13 protein-coding genes are annotated in these 15579 nt (G+C 55.2%); 6 read left to right on the top strand and 7 right to left on the bottom strand.

Annotated elements, in window-relative coordinates; genetic code table 11:
* Positions 1-137 precede the first annotated feature (137 nt).
* A complete protein-coding gene (gene ispH / locus HZB34_07565; protein MBI5315813.1) occupies positions 138-1091 on the bottom strand; it encodes a 4-hydroxy-3-methylbut-2-enyl diphosphate reductase in 954 nt (317 codons plus the stop codon).
* Positions 1092-1316: 225 nt separating this feature from the next.
* On the opposite strand from ispH, the gene HZB34_07560 reads away from it, so the two are divergent.
* Entirely contained in the window at positions 1317-2207 is an 891-nt protein-coding gene (locus HZB34_07560; GenBank protein MBI5315812.1) for a response regulator transcription factor, read from the top strand.
* A 15-nt stretch (positions 2208-2222) separates the two neighbouring features.
* The gene (locus HZB34_07555; GenBank protein ID MBI5315811.1) at positions 2223-4043 is read left to right on the top strand and encodes a HAMP domain-containing protein; all 1821 of its coding nucleotides are present in this window, start codon (positions 2223-2225) and stop codon (positions 4041-4043) included.
* 101 nt (positions 4044-4144) lie between these two features.
* Here HZB34_07555 and HZB34_07550 read toward each other — a convergent pair whose 3' ends face one another.
* Positions 4145-5137: a ketoacyl-ACP synthase III gene (locus HZB34_07550; GenBank protein MBI5315810.1), complete on the bottom strand. Its 993-nt coding sequence runs from the start codon at positions 5135-5137 to the stop codon at positions 4145-4147.
* A 140-nt stretch (positions 5138-5277) separates the two neighbouring features.
* Between HZB34_07550 and bamD the strand changes: the two genes are divergently transcribed.
* Positions 5278-6186 (top strand): outer membrane protein assembly factor BamD, encoded by a 909-nt coding sequence (gene bamD, locus HZB34_07545; protein MBI5315809.1) that lies wholly within the window; start codon positions 5278-5280, stop codon positions 6184-6186.
* A 318-nt stretch (positions 6187-6504) separates the two neighbouring features.
* On the opposite strand, the gene HZB34_07540 is transcribed toward bamD, so the two are convergent.
* The 3 genes from HZB34_07540 to HZB34_07530 all read right to left on the bottom strand — a co-directional run bounded on the left by HZB34_07540 (position 6505) and on the right by HZB34_07530 (position 9076).
* On the bottom strand, positions 6505-7710 hold the full coding sequence (locus HZB34_07540; protein ID MBI5315808.1) for a geranylgeranyl reductase family protein: 1206 nt from the start codon (positions 7708-7710) through the stop codon (positions 6505-6507).
* A gap of 100 nt (positions 7711-7810) precedes the next feature.
* A complete protein-coding gene (locus HZB34_07535) occupies positions 7811-8557 on the bottom strand; it encodes a sulfite exporter TauE/SafE family protein (protein ID MBI5315807.1) in 747 nt (248 codons plus the stop codon).
* 3 nt (positions 8558-8560) lie between these two features.
* Positions 8561-9076, bottom strand: a complete 516-nt coding sequence (locus HZB34_07530) for a TlpA family protein disulfide reductase (GenBank protein MBI5315806.1) — start codon at positions 9074-9076, stop codon at positions 8561-8563.
* 341 nt (positions 9077-9417) lie between these two features.
* Between HZB34_07530 and HZB34_07525 the strand changes: the two genes are divergently transcribed.
* Together HZB34_07525 and HZB34_07520 are read left to right on the top strand one after the other, a co-directional pair.
* Positions 9418-10566 carry a methionine adenosyltransferase gene (locus tag HZB34_07525; protein MBI5315805.1) on the top strand — a complete coding sequence of 383 codons (1149 nt, stop codon included), beginning with the start codon at positions 9418-9420 and terminating at the stop codon, positions 10564-10566.
* A 110-nt stretch (positions 10567-10676) separates the two neighbouring features.
* Entirely contained in the window at positions 10677-11933 is a 1257-nt protein-coding gene (locus HZB34_07520) for an adenosylhomocysteinase (GenBank protein MBI5315804.1), read from the top strand.
* A gap of 371 nt (positions 11934-12304) precedes the next feature.
* Here the strand turns inward: HZB34_07520 and HZB34_07515 are convergent, their stop codons facing one another.
* The gene (locus tag HZB34_07515) at positions 12305-13195 is read right to left on the bottom strand and encodes a hypothetical protein (GenBank protein MBI5315803.1); all 891 of its coding nucleotides are present in this window, start codon (positions 13193-13195) and stop codon (positions 12305-12307) included.
* A 220-nt stretch (positions 13196-13415) separates the two neighbouring features.
* Between HZB34_07515 and HZB34_07510 the strand changes: the two genes are divergently transcribed.
* Positions 13416-14318, top strand: coding sequence for a hypothetical protein (locus HZB34_07510; protein MBI5315802.1), 903 nt, complete (start codon positions 13416-13418; stop codon positions 14316-14318).
* On the opposite strand, the gene HZB34_07505 is transcribed toward HZB34_07510, so the two are convergent.
* A complete protein-coding gene (locus HZB34_07505; protein MBI5315801.1) occupies positions 14239-15309 on the bottom strand; it encodes a DNA adenine methylase in 1071 nt (356 codons plus the stop codon). The genes HZB34_07510 and HZB34_07505 overlap by 80 nt on opposite strands.
* Between the last annotated feature and the right edge of the window lie 270 nt (positions 15310-15579).

Raw genomic sequence — 15579 nt, 5'->3', positions numbered from 1 at the left:
CAAAGCCGGATAGATCGTTGGTTCTGTAGCACAGACGCCAGAGAAAAATCAAAGAAAAATACTGCCTATGGTAGAAAGGAGGGAGAAGACCTACAACATTTAGGGAGGGGCATCAGCGAGAGGTGTGGATGTCTCGCCTAAGCCCCGACTGGCTTTTTGAAAGATTCAATGGCAATGAGTTCCTTCGGAAGAAGAAATTCAACGTCTTCTTCGATGACGGTCAGATCTTGAACCTCTGCGGTCCCAAATGTCTTGAGGTATGTTACGACCTCTTCGACCAGAACTTCTGGCGCTGAAGCGCCGGCAGTAATCCCAACCGCTTGCACGTTCGTCAGCCACGTTGGATCGATGTCCGACGCGGCATCGATCAAGTAGGACGCAATCCCACACTGTTCCCCCAACTCGCGCAGCCGGTTGGAGTTCGAGCTGTTCGGAGAGCCGATGACGAGAATGACGTCGACGAGCTTGGAGAGTTCTTTCACGGCGTTCTGGCGGTTCTGCGTCGCGTAACAGATATCCTCCTGGTGGGGGCCCTTGATATGCGGAAACCGTTGATGGAGCGCGCCGACAATATCCCGACATTCGTCGACGCTCAGCGTCGTTTGCGTGACGTACGACAGGTCGTGGACATTGTCGACATGCAATCTCTCGACATCAGCTACTGAGGAGACCAGATGGAACTTGTCCGGAATCTGTCCGAGTGTCCCGATCACTTCAGGATGGCCTGCATGCCCGATCAGAATAAGGTCATACCCCTGCGTATAGTCGCGGTTGACCTCATTATGCACTTTGATCACCAACGGACAAGTGGCGTCGATCACATGCAACCGCCGCCGATTGGCTTCGTCCCAGACCGACTTGGCTACTCCATGTGCGCTGAAAATCACGACCGAACCTTCCGGCACTTCTGACAACTCTTCCACGAACACGGCGCCCTTGGTGCGGAGGGAGTTCACAACATGCCGGCTATGGACGATTTCATGCCGCACGTAGATCGGCGCGCCATATTTCTTGAGCGAAAGATCGACGATGTCGATTGCCCGGTCGACTCCGGCGCAAAAACCTCGCGGATTGGCGAGATAGATCTTCATAGCTGCCACCTCTCCTTGACTGAGTACAGGCCACCCTCGTGCGCCACATCCTCACTGATCACTGCTGCAACCTTACGTCAGAGCAGCGGGCTCCGTCAACACAATTGGCCCGCACCTCATTCCCCTTTTCAACGAATACGTTCCGGAAGCAGCGAGCAACGTCAGATAACTCCGCTTCCCCGCTTGACAGAGTTATCCTGCCCCCGTAGGCTCAGACCACTAGCTATGTCACCCCCCGCGCACAAGAAAATCCTCATCGTTGAGGATGAGCACGACATTCTCCAGCTGGTCAAACTGTACGTGGAAAAAGAGGGCTTTCGGACCGTATCGGCGACGAGCGGCACGGAAGGCCTCCGACAAGTGAAACAAGAGAAGCCTGACTTGGTCGTTCTCGACCTGATGTTGCCAGGCATCGACGGCCTCGAAGTGTGCAAACGCCTTCGAGCGGCTCCGGAGACCGCACTGCTTCCCATCATCATGCTGACCGCCAAAGCCGAGGAAGCAGACACCGTCGTAGGCCTGGAATTGGGAGCCGACGACTATATCACTAAACCCTTCAGCCCTAAGACTCTGGTCGCCCGCATCAAGGCCCTCTTTCGACGTCTTGAACGGAAACCGGACGGCAGCCTGGCTCACTATCGCTATGGCGATCTCGTCATGGATCTCGCGCGACACGAAGTCACCGTCAAGAAAGTTGAAGTCCCCCTCACTGCAAAAGAGTTCGGCCTGCTCGAACATCTTTTGAGCAATCCCGGTAGAGTCCTGACACGAGACATCCTTCTCAATACCGTCTGGGGATACGATTACTACGGAACGACGAGGACCGTCGACGTCCACATCCGAAGACTCAAGCAGAAACTCCCCTCCCTGAACGAGGCGATTATTTCGGTCAGACATTGCCTTCGTGACGAGGCGAAGGAGATACAACCAGATGCAAGGCCGCAGGCTCGGAAAAACCGGAGGCGTATTCACTGGAATACGTTGAGGATTTTTCAGGGCCGAGAACGACGCAGATGGTTGCAGCTCGTTCGCCGCAGTAGAACTGGCAATGTCGGACAGGCTCCTAGACACAAGAAATGTGCGGACATCTTTCAGCGATTCACGATGAACCGTTAACGAAACACGTCCCTTATGGCACTCTCCATCCGATGGAAGGTCACGATCATAACCCTGTTGGTGCTCGTCTGTGGGCTGCTCATCGCCCGTACCTTGACGCTTCGCTCTCTTGAGCAACAGGAGATCACTCAATCGGGCCGCCTACTGGAGACTCAATCCAGTCTCGTCGCCTATGGGCTGCAGCCGTTTCTGACGCAGCCCGAGTCGTTGTCTTCAACCCACCAATTACAGGCAGTCCTAAGAGATCTCAGCGCGCGAGCCCTCGCGCGCGTGACCGTCATTGCCTCCGATGGGCGGGTATTGGCCGACAGCGCTGTATCGGACAGCAACCTGACTGCGGTGGAGAACCAGCTGGCGCGACCGGAAATCCAGCAAGCCGCTGCCAACGGTCATGGAACGGATCTCCGGACGAATCACACCACCGGTGAACGGACGTTGTATTCGGCTGTCAGCCTGAGTAGTCCAAATCAAGCGATGCCTCCCGTCTTCTTGAGGCTGGGATTGCCGATGGCTGCGCTTGATCGTCAGACGGATAGGCTGCACCGTAACTTGGCCGTCGCTTTCGGAGTTACATTCTTAATCGCCATCACGCTCAGTGTATGGCTCGCTCACGGCATCACGAAACCCTTGTCCGAAATTGCGACCGCTGCACGGCAGCTGGCGAAGGGTGACCATGATGTCCGCATTCGGACCGGATCACAAGATGAAGTCGGCCTTCTAGCCGACGAGCTCAGCCACATGACAGACCAACTCAAAGCCAAGCTTGATGAGCTCTCGGAAGATCGGGCCCAGCTCTTGGCCATGCTGACCTCAATGGTCGAAGGCGTAATGGTCCTGGACAGCCGAGGTCGCGTGCTCCAAATCAATCCTGCGTTGGAACGGATGTTCGACGTCACCAGGATGGAAGTGCGGGGGCACCCCTGCTCGGATGTCTTCCGGCATCCGAAGTTGGATACGTTAGTCTCGACTGTCCTGACGAAACGTATGAACGAAGAAGATGAAATTCTCCTGCATCCGAGCGGCCGCCGCCTCCATATCGAGGCATCGGTCATGGAAAATGAGCGAGAGAATGACGCGTGCGCGGTCCTGGTCTTTCACGACATGACGGAATTACGCCGGCTGGAAATTATCCGGAAAGACTTCGTCGCCAATGTGTCCCACGAACTGCGAACCCCACTCACATCGATCAAGGGGTATATCGAGGCCTTGCTCGATGGTGCCAAAGACGACCCTGAAACCAGCACAAAGTTCCTCAACATTATTCTCAAACAAAGTGACCGGCTGAACCTGATCCTCGAAGATCTCCTCCAGCTGGCAAGGATCGAATCAGGCCAGATCCTGTTCAAGCGGGAGCCACTGCATATCCAGGGCATAGTCGAGCGAACATTGGCCATGATCAAGCCGTTGGCAGACAAGAATGGGCATCGGCTCCTCTCCTACGTGGCGGACGATCTGCCTGCCGTGCTCGGTGACGAAGACCGGCTCACACAGGTCCTGTCCAACTTGCTCGATAACGCGGTCAAATATACTCCTGGGAAAGGGACCATCACCGTTGCCGCTCACCCGGTTTCGGGCGATCCCGCGCAACCCGGGATGGCCACGGCTGTGGAACTGAGCGTGACTGATACCGGCATCGGCATTCCCGATCAAGATCGCCCACGCGTTTTCGAACGATTCTATCGGGTGGATAAGGCCCGTTCGCGTGAACTAGGTGGCACGGGGCTCGGGCTGGCAATTGTCAGGCATATTGTCGAGGGGCTAGGCGGACGGGTGTGGGTCGAAGGGAATGCTCCGACCGGGAGCCGCTTTGTTGTCCGGCTACCGGTCCAACAATAGGCGAGACTAGCGGGAAAAGCGCGAGACGAAGTTCGGACCTCGAACCCTCATCCCTCCTGCACGTCACGCGAGTCGCGCTCCGCTCGCTCGTCTCGCGTATCTCACCATCGAACCAGTCCTGCCGCCCAGGTTACGCCACCGCCAAAACTGCCCAACACAACGATGTCGTGAGGCCGAATTCTTCCCGAACGGACCGCGTGGTCGAGTGCGATCGGCAATGACGCTGACGATGTATTACCGTAGCAGCCGATCACGGAACAGACCCGCTCCGGTGAGATTCCAAGCCGCTTCGTGAGCTGGTCAAGAATCCGCCCGTTGGCTTGATGCACGACCAACTGTGCGATGTCCTGTATATCGACCCCAAACTCCTTCACGATTTCACGGACGGCCTGTTCCAATCGCTTAACCGCCAAGCGAAACAGCGGGGCTCCTCGCATCCGTAGCGTATGGCTCTTCGCGCCGACCGTCCCCGACGTCGTCGGCTGGCGCGAGCCGCCGGCGGGAATCATAATCAGGCCGTGCTGGGTTCCGTCCGCGTGGAGACGGATCCCCCAGAGGCCGGAGCTTAGCTGGCCTGCCTTTGGCTCCCCCCGCAACAGGACCGCACCGGCCCCATCGCCGAACAAGAGAGCCGTATCGCTATCGGCAGGATCGAGAGAACGGGACTTCACTTCCGCCGCCACCACCAAACAGGTCTTGACCTGCCCGCTCCGGATCATTGCATCGGCCATCGAAAGCCCGTAGAGGAAGCCCGAACAGGAAGCCGCCACATCGAATGCCGGTATCGTAGAGCAACCGAGCATTCGTTGAACATGGCAGGCGGTAGAGGGAAAGACCGTATCGGGGGAGGTGGTTGACAGTACAATGGCCCCCAGCTCTTGGACCGGGAGTCCGGCAGCTTCGAGCGCCTGTCTCGCCGCCTCAGCCGCAAGATCTGAAGAGGCTTGAGACAGGCTAGCCCTGCGTCGTTCTTGAATTCCCGTCAAGCGAGTGACGGCCTCCGGGTCAATGCCCAACGAAGCCCCAACCTCGCGATTCGACAGTACTCGCTCAGGCAGGTATGAACCAGTCCCAATAATTCTCGTTCGGATCATAATAACGAATAGCACGGTTCGCGGGAGTGCCGGCGGGATTATAGGACTCAGTGGCAGAGGGGTCAATGGAGGGGAATCCTTGCATTCAGCCGGGGCTCCTGCTACATTTTCACACAGTAATGGCACGCTCGTTCCCTCTCATGACTACTCCAGCACGGATTTCAGTGGCCCTCGGCCTCTGCATGGCAATGTTTTGCCTCACCACCGCCTGCTCCAGCACTCCCAAACCTCAGGCAACAGCAAAGAAGGCCCTGAGCGGCACGGATGAACAGATTTTTCTGGGCGATTCGATCAAGAAGAACTACGACCCCCATGTCATCATGAAGCGAGGGGAAGCGTTCTTCGAGAAAGAGGAGTATGCGGAGGCGATCGTCGAGTATACCCATTTCCTCGATCTCCATCGCACCCATATCCTTGCTCCCTACGCGGAATTCCGAGTCGGAGAGAGTCAGATGAAACTGACCAAGGGGATCCAGCGCGATCCTGGCCCCATTCAGAAAGCTCTCGAATCCTTTGAACGGCTGCGGAAGAATTTTCCGGGAAGCCGGTATGACAGCTCAGCGCTCCAGAAGATACAAGAATGCCACGACCTCTTGGCGCAGACGCATCTTTTCGTGGGGGAATTCTATTATCGACGGGGCTCCTATCTGGCCGCCGCCCATCGTTTCGAACAAATCATGAAACTATACCCTGATAAGTCGGCTGCGCCTGATGCCCTGTACTTTCTGGCACTCAGCTACCACGACCTGGGTGCGGACGATTGGGCAAGCGAAAAGCTCACGTTGCTGGCGGAAAAATATCCCGGCAGCGCCTATTCCAGCGAAGGGAAGAGCCTGCTCGCAAAGATCGGAGGTCCACCCCCCCAAACCTTGCTGGCCAAGGCAGAACCGGCAGCTTCCTCAGCCTCACCGCCTGGCCCCCCATCGGGGAATCAACCGAGCCTTGCCGATGGACTCATCCCCTCTGTCCCAGCTGCATCGTTCCGTCTCCCTTCCGCCACATCATTGAGCCAGGCTTTTGTACAGTGCCGCCTAGGCGCCTGGTGCTAATCAGTAGGATGCTGAAAAAGCCCGCCAGCTTCGTTCTCGGCTTATCGAAATCCTCAACGTACCCCAGAGGGTACGCCTCCGGTTTCGACTCGCCTGCGGCCTTGCCGGACGGCCTTTTTGAGCATCCTATGTGAAGTTCTGCTGTTACCCTAGTTGTGATGGTAATTCAATTTCCACCGTGTCACAAGAGTTTTTCCACCGCCTGCTAGAGCCGTTTCGAAGCTAGCAGCATTCAGCAGCCAGCAAGCACTCACGCCGAAACAACTTCTTTGTTATCTCTTCAGGCCGAAAGCTGATCACTGAAATTTATTGGTGGACTCAACGCAGCTGCAGCGCTTCGAGCAGGAGCTCACTCGTGGAGGACTTTATGATTCCCTTGGCTCGCCGGATGAAGGACTGGTAGGTTTCCTTCCCCTGTAGCACTTCGCAGTATACTTGAACGACCGCTTGGTAGGGATTCAACAACCGGTGACAGAGGCGCGGGAACGTATAGACAATGTCGGCGAGACGCGAAGCAATTCGAAACTCAGAATACAATTGCTCCCTGACCGCCAACTCATAGTCCCATAAACTTTTGCTTCGATCGCGCCGTTGATTGAGGACAGCCATCGCGGCCATCTTGCCTGATCGAACGGCGTAATAGATACCCTCGCCAAATAATGGATCGACAAGGTGCCCGGCATCGCCGACCAACATCGCTTGACCATTCACAAGGTCGTCCGGCCCCGGTTCCGAACTCAGTTCAGTCCTACTAAACAGGGGCAGTGGATGGCCGACCGGCTTGGGCACTTCCAAACCCGCCAAGCCTTTTTCCCCCCACACGAATCGGTCGAATGTTTTCTTGAGGCTCGCCGGTTTGCTCTGAAACTCCCCCACACCAACAGACAACCGCCCCTGCTTGGGAAAGATCCAGGCATATCCCATCGAGCAGGCGCCGATGTCGATCACGGCTTTTCCTACGTCCGGATATTGTGCCCCCTGTCCAATTTCAATCTCGCTTTCTAATGTCGCGATGCAACGTTGTCGCCGGTCGGGGAAGAGATGCTTCGCGACTTGGCTATTCGCGCCGTCGGCGCCGATCAATACCTTCGCATGATAGCATCCACGATCGGTGGTCATCTCAACACCATCCGGCAGGTGACGGAATGACTGCGATTGCTCCCCTTCATGAATCTCCGTACCAACGTATCGTGCCTGTTGAACCAGATGATGATCGAACCGATCACGCATGACCATATAGGCGATCGGACTGGGCGATTCGATCGTGATGGATTTCTCACCCCGGTACAAAAACTGAAATCCGAAGATGGTCTCTTCGACAACGGACTTGAACCCTGGATCGAGAAGTTGCTCGATCCGGACCGACAAGCCCCCGCCGCAGACCTTGTAGCGAGGATGTGGTTGTTTATCGATGGCGAGAACCGACAGGCCGGCACGGCTCAGTTCATAGGCGGCGGTCGCGCCGGCCGGCCCCATGCCCACCACCAAGACATCGTACGCTTTTACGTCAGGCGGAGCGGGCATAGGAGAAAGACGCTTTAGTCCTGAGTTGTAAATTAGGCCCGAAAGATGGAGTGAAATGTTTCTAGCTCAGAACTCACACCTGGGGCAGTGCCGCCCTGCGTCACTGCCCCAGGTACCAGCCGATACCATACCGCTCCAAAAACCCCGTAATCATGGTAAGGCTATTGGCGTAAATCATGACGCCCACGGCGATCAGCAACACCCCGCTGACTGTGGAGACTCCCCATAAGTACAGACGCGCTTTCTTGAAATAACTGAGGAATCGATCCACTCCCAAAGCCGTGAGAAACAAGGGCAACCCCAATCCCAACGAATAGCTCATGAGCAACAGCACGCCGTTCAACATCGAGTCGGTGGTGCTGGCATACAACAAGATGGTCCCGAGCACCGGCCCGACGCAAGGGGTCCAGCCAGCTGCAAACGCCACGCCAATCAAGAACGATCCCACATAGCCGACCGGCCTGCTTCTGAATTGAAATCGATGCTCCATCTTGAGAAAGTTGATATTCAAGATCCCCAGTAAGTAGAGGCCAAAGATGACGATCAGTACCCCACCGATCCGTCTGATGTAATCCTGATAGGTAATAAACACCTGTCCGATGAAGCTGGCCGACGCCCCGAAGGACACGAATACGGCTGAGAATCCGCCGATAAACAATAGGGCATTGACCACGATGGCTTTCTTGAACTTCGACCGCACAGTCGAGTCGGTCAGCTGTTCGATGGACAGCCCGGTGATATACGAAATATAGGAAGGAACCAGCGGCAGCACGCAGGGCGAAACGAACGATAGCAACCCGGCCGAAAAGGCTGCCACAAGAGAAATATTCGTGATCGATTGCGACATGGGCTAGGATTTCATCAACATCTGTATAAGCTGCTGCGCTTCAGGAGCTTCCCAATCACGCGCGCCGAAGACCTGGTGGCGGATAATCCCCTGTCGATCGATCAGGAAGGTCATCGGAAGGCTTCGTGCGCCATAGGTCAATCCTACACGGTAGTCAGGGTCATGGAGAATGGGAAACGTCAAACGGTTCTCTTGCTGAAACGGTCTGGTGATCGCCGCACCCTGTGCGTCAGTGGATACAGCGAGAATCTCAAAATCCTTCCGTTGAAACATCCGATAGAGCTGTTCCATCGCCGGCATCTCTACCCGGCAGGGGCCGCACCAGGTGGCCCAAAAATTCAGCAGCACCACTTTGCCACGCAAATCCGAAAGTGTGATCAGATGACCGTTCAAATCCCGCAGCTGGAAGTTCGGCGCCGGCTCACCCAGCTTGACGAAGGCGCGGTCGGCAACCGGCAGAGCATCCGACGCCGCGGCACTACCCATGCCTGAGCCTGCAACCATCAAAAACATTGCCATTCCGGCAATTGCCAGCCTCATCATCCCTTCCTCGCTCCGCGATTCGATCGCTGAGCCACGATCGCCTCTCCCCCTCTTCGCATCACAAAGATGACCCCTCGAACCTTCGAACAGAGGGCCGTGGTGTGAGAAACTTTTGTAGGGGGAAGGCGATAGTCGATCCCACGGGGACTGGGAACATCTGGGTCAGTGCAAGCTAATGCAGGCATCTTACAAGTGGCCCAAAACAACTGTCAAGGAACCGGAGGAATCGGCAATAGACAATGGAGGACCTATTCATATACTATCGCACGGATTCGGCCTTTTGTCCGCTTACCGATCACCTGAACCCAGAGGGGCCAATGCGACATAACTATCTGTTTACATCTGAATCTGTCACAGAAGGACATCCGGATAAAATCGCCGACCAGATCTCCGACGGAATCCTCGACGCAATCATTGCCAAAGACAAGTATTCCCGGGTGGCCTGCGAGACGATTCTCACCACCGGAATCGCCTTCGTGGCAGGTGAAATCTCCACCAAAGCCTACGTCGAGATTCCCGATATCATTCGTGAGGTCATCAAAGATGTCGGCTATTGCGACGCCGCCTGGGGATTCGACTACCACACCTGTTCCGTCCTGACCGCGATTCACCAGCAGTCAGGCGATATCTCCATGGGCGTGGATTCCGGCGGCGCCGGCGACCAGGGGTTGATGTTCGGCTATGCCACCAATGAAACGACTGAGCTCATGCCGATGCCGATCGTGCTCGCACATCGACTCACCAGGCGGCTGGCAGAAGTCCGGAAAAAGAACATCCTGCCCTGGGTCCGTCCCGATGGAAAATCCCAAGTGACCGTGGAGTACAAGGACAGCAAACCGGTGCGGATCGACACGATCGTTGTCTCGACGCAGCATAGCCCCGACGTGACGAACAAGCAGATCGAACGCGACATCATGGAGAAGGTCATCAAGCCCGTGATGCCGAAAGGGCTCTACGACCCAACGAGTGTGAAACACCACATCAATCCCACCGGCCGCTTCGTGGTCGGCGGTCCGATGGGGGACACAGGGTTGACAGGCCGCAAGATCATCGTCGATACCTATGGAGGCCACGGCAGCCATGGAGGCGGCGCGTTCTCCGGCAAGGATCCGACAAAGGTGGACCGGTCGGCGTCGTACATGGCCCGCTACATCGCAAAGAACATCGTCGCCGCCGGGTTAGCGCAAAAATGTGAAGTCCAGCTCGCCTATGCGATCGGCGTGGCAGATCCCGTTTCAGTGCTGGTCGATACAAAAGGAACGGAGAAGGTGGCGGTCGAGACTCTGGATAAGCTCGTGCGGAAACACTTCCCCATGACCCCGCGCGGCATCATCGACTACCTCAAGCTCCGCCGGCCGATCTTCAGAAAGACCGCCTCCTACGGGCACTTTGGCCGGAACGAACCGGAGTTTACCTGGGAAAAGACCGATAAGGCTAAACTCTTGCGGAAAGACGCAGGGCTGTAATCACTACTGTGTGCGAACTAGCCGAAGGGGGGCGGTGGATGAACCGTCCCCCTTTTTCTAATACCCCTTACCCCTTACGCCTAACGTTTCACGCCTAACGAGGAGGATTTGTGGAATACGATGTGAAGGATATCAAGCTGGCAGACCAGGGCAAACTCAAGATCGAATGGGCCGAAGCCACCATGCCGGTGCTGCGGCTGATCAAGAAACGGTTTCAGCGAGAGAAGCCCTTTGCAGGGCTCCGCGTCACGGCCTGCCTCCATGTCACGACCGAAACAGCCAATCTGATGAAGACCCTCCAGGCAGGCGGAGCCGATGTCCGGCTCTGCGCCTCCAACCCGCTGAGCACACAGGATGAGATCGCGGCGGCGCTCGTCAAACATGACAACATCCCAACCTTCGCGATCAAGGGCGAAGACAGCAAGACCTACTATCAGCACATCCAGTCGGCGATCGGTCACAAGCCGCAGATCACGATGGATGACGGGGCCGATGTCGTGTCGCTGATCCATTCCAAGCGGAAAGATCTGCTCAAACACGTGATCGGCGGCACGGAAGAGACGACCACCGGCGTGATCCGGCTTCGCAGCATGGCTGAAAAGAAGGTGCTGAAGTTCCCGGTGATCTCCGTCAACGACGCCGACACCAAGCACCTGTTCGACAATCGTTACGGGACTGGCCAGAGCACGATCGACGGCATCATCCGTGCGACGAACCGCCTGGTCTGCGGTACCAGCTTCGTGGTCGCAGGTTATGGCTGGTGCGGGCGTGGAATTGCCATGCGCGCCAAGGGCATGGGGGCCGACGTCATCGTCACCGAGATCGATCCGGTCAAGGCCATTGAAGCGGTGATGGATGGGTTCCGCGTCATGCCGATGGAACAGGCCGCGCTCATCGGAGATTTCTTCGTCACGGTCACCGGCAACCTCAAGGTTATCCGCGGTGAGCATTTTGCCGTGATGAAAGAGGGGGCTATCGTCTGTAACTCAGGGCACTTTAACGTCGAGCTGGATATTCCCGCCTTGGAGAAACTGAGCCGCAGGAAGCGCCTTATCAGGCCTGGTGTCGAACAATTCACATTGAAAAACGGTCGGCGTGTTAGTCTGCTCGGTGAGGGACGGTTGGTTAATCTCGCTACCGCGGAGGGCCATCCCTCCAGCGTCATGGACATGAGCTTCGCCAACCAGGCGCTCGGAGCGGAGTATCTGGTGAGGAATTACAAGAAGCTGGAGAAGAAGGTCTATCCGGTCCCGCCGGTGATCGACAAGGAAATCGCGAGGCTCAAGCTTGCCGGCATGGGGATGAAGATTGATCAGCTGACGAAGGAGCAGGTGAAGTATCTGGCGTCGTGGGAGATGGGCACATAGCGGCGGGCCTGAGGCTCGCTGTCGCTCCCTGGCTCCCGGAATTGATCCTTCCGGCCTCCGGCGACGCGAACCTTCTGGAATTCCTTCAGCTGCGGTCGCTTCGGCGACCGCAGTCCTTCAGTCAGTTCCAGCTTTCACATCGCCCGAGGCTCGGTGGGTCCCCATTCCTCCGCCAAGGTCGCTCCAGAGAGCCTCAGGCCCACCTGGGGAAGAACATAGTGACGCGCCTACCTCACCTGGAGAGAACGAGAATAAACGGAGAGGCCACCTACTCAGGTAGCCTCTTGGCTCCTTTTCAACCTTCTTGTCTAGGCTGGAATTGTGGCCTCTATCCGGCGTTTGAGCCTTTCAGACAAGTCCAGTTCGTTCCTTCAGTCAATGTGATTGTACTGCCTGGTGTCAAAGTGAGTGTTCGCTAGTTCATCTTCTCGACATGTCCAGATGACAGGAATCCCTAAGCCAAGTGCGTAACCAGCTTCAAAATAGACACCTGCCCGATGACCAGTAAAATCAGCTACCATGAAGCGGCTCTTTCTGATTTCTGCAACGATAGAGTCACAGATTTTCTCATTATGCTCCTTAAGGTCAATGCGGATTGCTTTGTAGCCAGCAGCCTCAATGGCCTTCTTAATCCCAGTTCGATAAGCCGAATCAAGGCTCACCTCGAAAGACATCGCCACGAATACTTGTTTAGAGCCCTCACCTGGTTTGTTGCTCTCTAGTTCTGCTATTCGGTTCCAACCCTTAGCTGTGAGCATCACCAACGGAGTAACCGGACCTCCCTGGCTGATTATCCAACCCGCTTGTTCCAGAGTCCCCAAAATGAATTGAAATGCCTGCTGGTTCTCTGCAAAAAGAACCGAATAATCACTGTGTGCAAACAAGGGAACCTCTGCACCGGGGTGCGACGATAATTTGTGTAGATTCTTCAATGCATAATCAAGACGATCGGACACGCTAGAGGGGAACCAGTTGTTCACAATCTCGTCAATTGAAGTGACCGGAATGTTAGTCGAAATGGGCTCCATCGGCTTGCTTACTAATGTGATCATTATGTCCTGTCTTATATGGCGCTGCCTCAAGAAGGCAGAGAGCTTTGCTTTATCTTTAGTGAACATAGTGCCCAGATCCATCAAGGCCTGTCTGCTCAAACCATATTCACCACAAACCGGGCATTCATAGATCGTTACATCCCGATTGCCCATGGACTTAGCAAGCACGCTCACTCGCCCGCAAATTTTGCAGCTTACCTCATTACTCATTTTCCCATCGCTCCTACTCAAGTTGTAGCTTCTACTTACCAGCTGCATAGAAGGAAAACTGGTCAATCCTAACATCGCGGCAACGCGATGTCATTTTAGGGGCCCCACAGAAATCAGAACTCAAGGAGCCGGTGCCTGGCCCTTCCCTACTCACTCGCGGCATCTACATCTCATCCTCTTGAATTTGACCTCGAGAGATCAAGCAAGTTATTCTCCCGCGATGCCAAGACAAGAACAGAACCGCCAACGGCCAAGCAAGCGTTATGGTGCGGCTGAACTCTTTGGCCGTTCGTTGATTGGCATCTCTCCAAAAGAATTACGAACTCTGTCATCCACTGAAAACAGAAACATTAATTGTCCATTCAAACCTGATCACGCCACATGCCATAAGAAAGGAGGCGTGTGCTCGCTGGCCATTTACGAGAGAGGAGTGGATGGAAACGTTGCCGCTTCAAATTCTCCGGTCACAACATGCCCAAGTCGCTTCCTTGAAGGAAGTGTGGTGTTTAGGTGGGTGAGTAAGACTTTGCTCGAAACGCCTGAGGCAAAAATCGTCAATGAAGTTTCGTTTCTCATGTCAAATCAAGATCAGGAATCGGAGGAGGATGAAGTTGGTCGAATTGACAGTGTCTTAGTGCATCAAAATAACAATCGTCTCAACTGGTGTGCGCTTGAAATGCAGGCTGTTTATTTCTCTGGCGGAAAAATGGAAGATGATTTTGCACTCATGCGGAGGTGGACGGACCCAGGCCTTCCTTTCCCTACGAAGCAGCGACGGCCAGATTTCCGTTCCTCTGGTCCCAAACGACTAATGCCTCAGCTCCAGATTAAAGTCCCTACACTTCGCAGATGGGGAAAGAAAATGGCGGTGGTAGTTGATCGTGCGTTCTGGAAATCTTTGGGAGAGATGAGGCGTACACCACACATTTCGAATGCTGACATCGTATGGTTCGTAGTCGATTACGAGGGGCCGACAAAGGGCCGTTACAAACTTAAACCACGTGAAGCAGTTCTCACCACTTTGGAGCACGCGGTCGAAGGTCTCACTGGGGGAATACCAGTGTCACTTGAGCAGTTCGAGCTCGCGATCCGGGAGAAGCTTGAGCGAGGCGAAGCCAGGTGAGATCCTTCCCTACTAGGAGTTCGGTCATCCTGGCATGATGGGTATTCTTCATAGCAACTGCTTGCGTTTCAAATCCGAACTCAACAGCTAGATCAGAAATCTCCACAGTACTGTCATAGGTAAGCAGCACACTTCCCTCAACTCGCCTAAGCAAGTTAAACAAGGTCCGTTGATCAACCTGCCAGTGAGAGTAGAGGCGACGTGCAGCAACGGTATATGGTGGATCGACGAAGAAAGCGGCATTCTTTTCACGCGCATAGGACTGGATGACTTCTATCCCATCCCCCTCTATAAAACTAAATCGCTCTCTCATCTCGGCAATTGTGCGAATCCGTTCCGCAAGCGTTTGAGGGTACCAACGAGAAGACAGACCGCGTCCGTTTTCTCCATTTTTCACCAGTCCAGCCCCAGCTGCCATAATCCCTCCTCGCTGGACACGATTTCTGATGATAGTGGCAAAAGCACGCTCACGAGGGTTTCTGGGCGTTTTACGGAGAACGGTCAACACATTCGCCTTAGTAAGTGAAAACTCTTCGATTCTCTGGGCCAGCCACTCAGCTTGCCCACTGAGAATTACCTTCCAGACAGCGGCAACATCTGCATCTTTTTCTACTAGGATTACATGATCGGCCAAGCGCTCGATACCAGCGGTTAGTCCGATTATTCCACCACCGGCAAATGGTTCAATGAGCAATTGTGGCCTAGGCCGTAGGCTACTAAGCCAGCTGCGCACGTAAGGGACCAACCAAGTCTTTCCTCCTGGATAGCGAAATGGAGATCGGTGAGGAACAGCGGCGACATTGATCGGTTGATTAAGCTCAACATGTGCCGCGGTTCGATAAATGGCCTCAGGGTCTTTTGCGATATCCGCATGAGTATCGAGCTCACGAGCGTATTCGATGACACGGTTCGCAAGAATCTGCGGTACTCGGACTACGGTCGTCTTCCCGCTAAGCCACTTCCCAGAAAAAGTTGTGGACGATCTTCCCATGGCAGTCTTGTAACGCGGGAGTAGATGCTAAGTCAATCCCTCGTAACAAGGGATCGACGATCGAGGAACCAATAACGATGACATTCTGCTTTATTACGGAGGAATAGGGACATTCTGAATTTCCTGTTACCGAGGTGGGGGGAGGGCGAGCAGGCGCGAGGGCCAACCGAGGCTTGGCCAGGAAGGAAGGCGGAAACTGACCGAGTCTGCGAGGGTCGCGCCGAGAGGTGCCGGAGCACTTGCCGGCCTCCACCAGCTCGGCATTTCACT

It is taken from the genome of Nitrospirota bacterium, from assembly GCA_016219645.1.
Classification (GTDB): Bacteria; Nitrospirota; Nitrospiria; order Nitrospirales; family Nitrospiraceae; genus Palsa-1315.
Note: the sequence above shows the minus strand (reverse complement) of the source record. Positions and strands in the feature narration are given on the sequence as shown.

Coding starts and splice junctions, on each gene's coding strand:
- HZB34_07530 (MBI5315806.1), bottom strand. CDS start 9,076: ATGGCAATGTTTTTGATGGTTGCAGGCTCAGGCATGGGTAGTGCCGCG.
- HZB34_07525 (MBI5315805.1), top strand. CDS start 9,418: ATGCGACATAACTATCTGTTTACATCTGAATCTGTCACAGAAGGACAT.
- HZB34_07515 (MBI5315803.1), bottom strand. CDS start 13,195: ATGAGTAATGAGGTAAGCTGCAAAATTTGCGGGCGAGTGAGCGTGCTT.
- HZB34_07560 (MBI5315812.1), top strand. CDS start 1,317: ATGTCACCCCCCGCGCACAAGAAAATCCTCATCGTTGAGGATGAGCAC.
- bamD (MBI5315809.1), top strand. CDS start 5,278: ATGACTACTCCAGCACGGATTTCAGTGGCCCTCGGCCTCTGCATGGCA.
- HZB34_07505 (MBI5315801.1), bottom strand. CDS start 15,309: ATGGGAAGATCGTCCACAACTTTTTCTGGGAAGTGGCTTAGCGGGAAG.
- HZB34_07510 (MBI5315802.1), top strand. CDS start 13,416: ATGCCAAGACAAGAACAGAACCGCCAACGGCCAAGCAAGCGTTATGGT.
- HZB34_07550 (MBI5315810.1), bottom strand. CDS start 5,137: ATGATCCGAACGAGAATTATTGGGACTGGTTCATACCTGCCTGAGCGA.
- HZB34_07535 (MBI5315807.1), bottom strand. CDS start 8,557: ATGTCGCAATCGATCACGAATATTTCTCTTGTGGCAGCCTTTTCGGCC.
- ispH (MBI5315813.1), bottom strand. CDS start 1,091: ATGAAGATCTATCTCGCCAATCCGCGAGGTTTTTGCGCCGGAGTCGAC.
- HZB34_07555 (MBI5315811.1), top strand. CDS start 2,223: ATGGCACTCTCCATCCGATGGAAGGTCACGATCATAACCCTGTTGGTG.
- HZB34_07540 (MBI5315808.1), bottom strand. CDS start 7,710: ATGCCCGCTCCGCCTGACGTAAAAGCGTACGATGTCTTGGTGGTGGGC.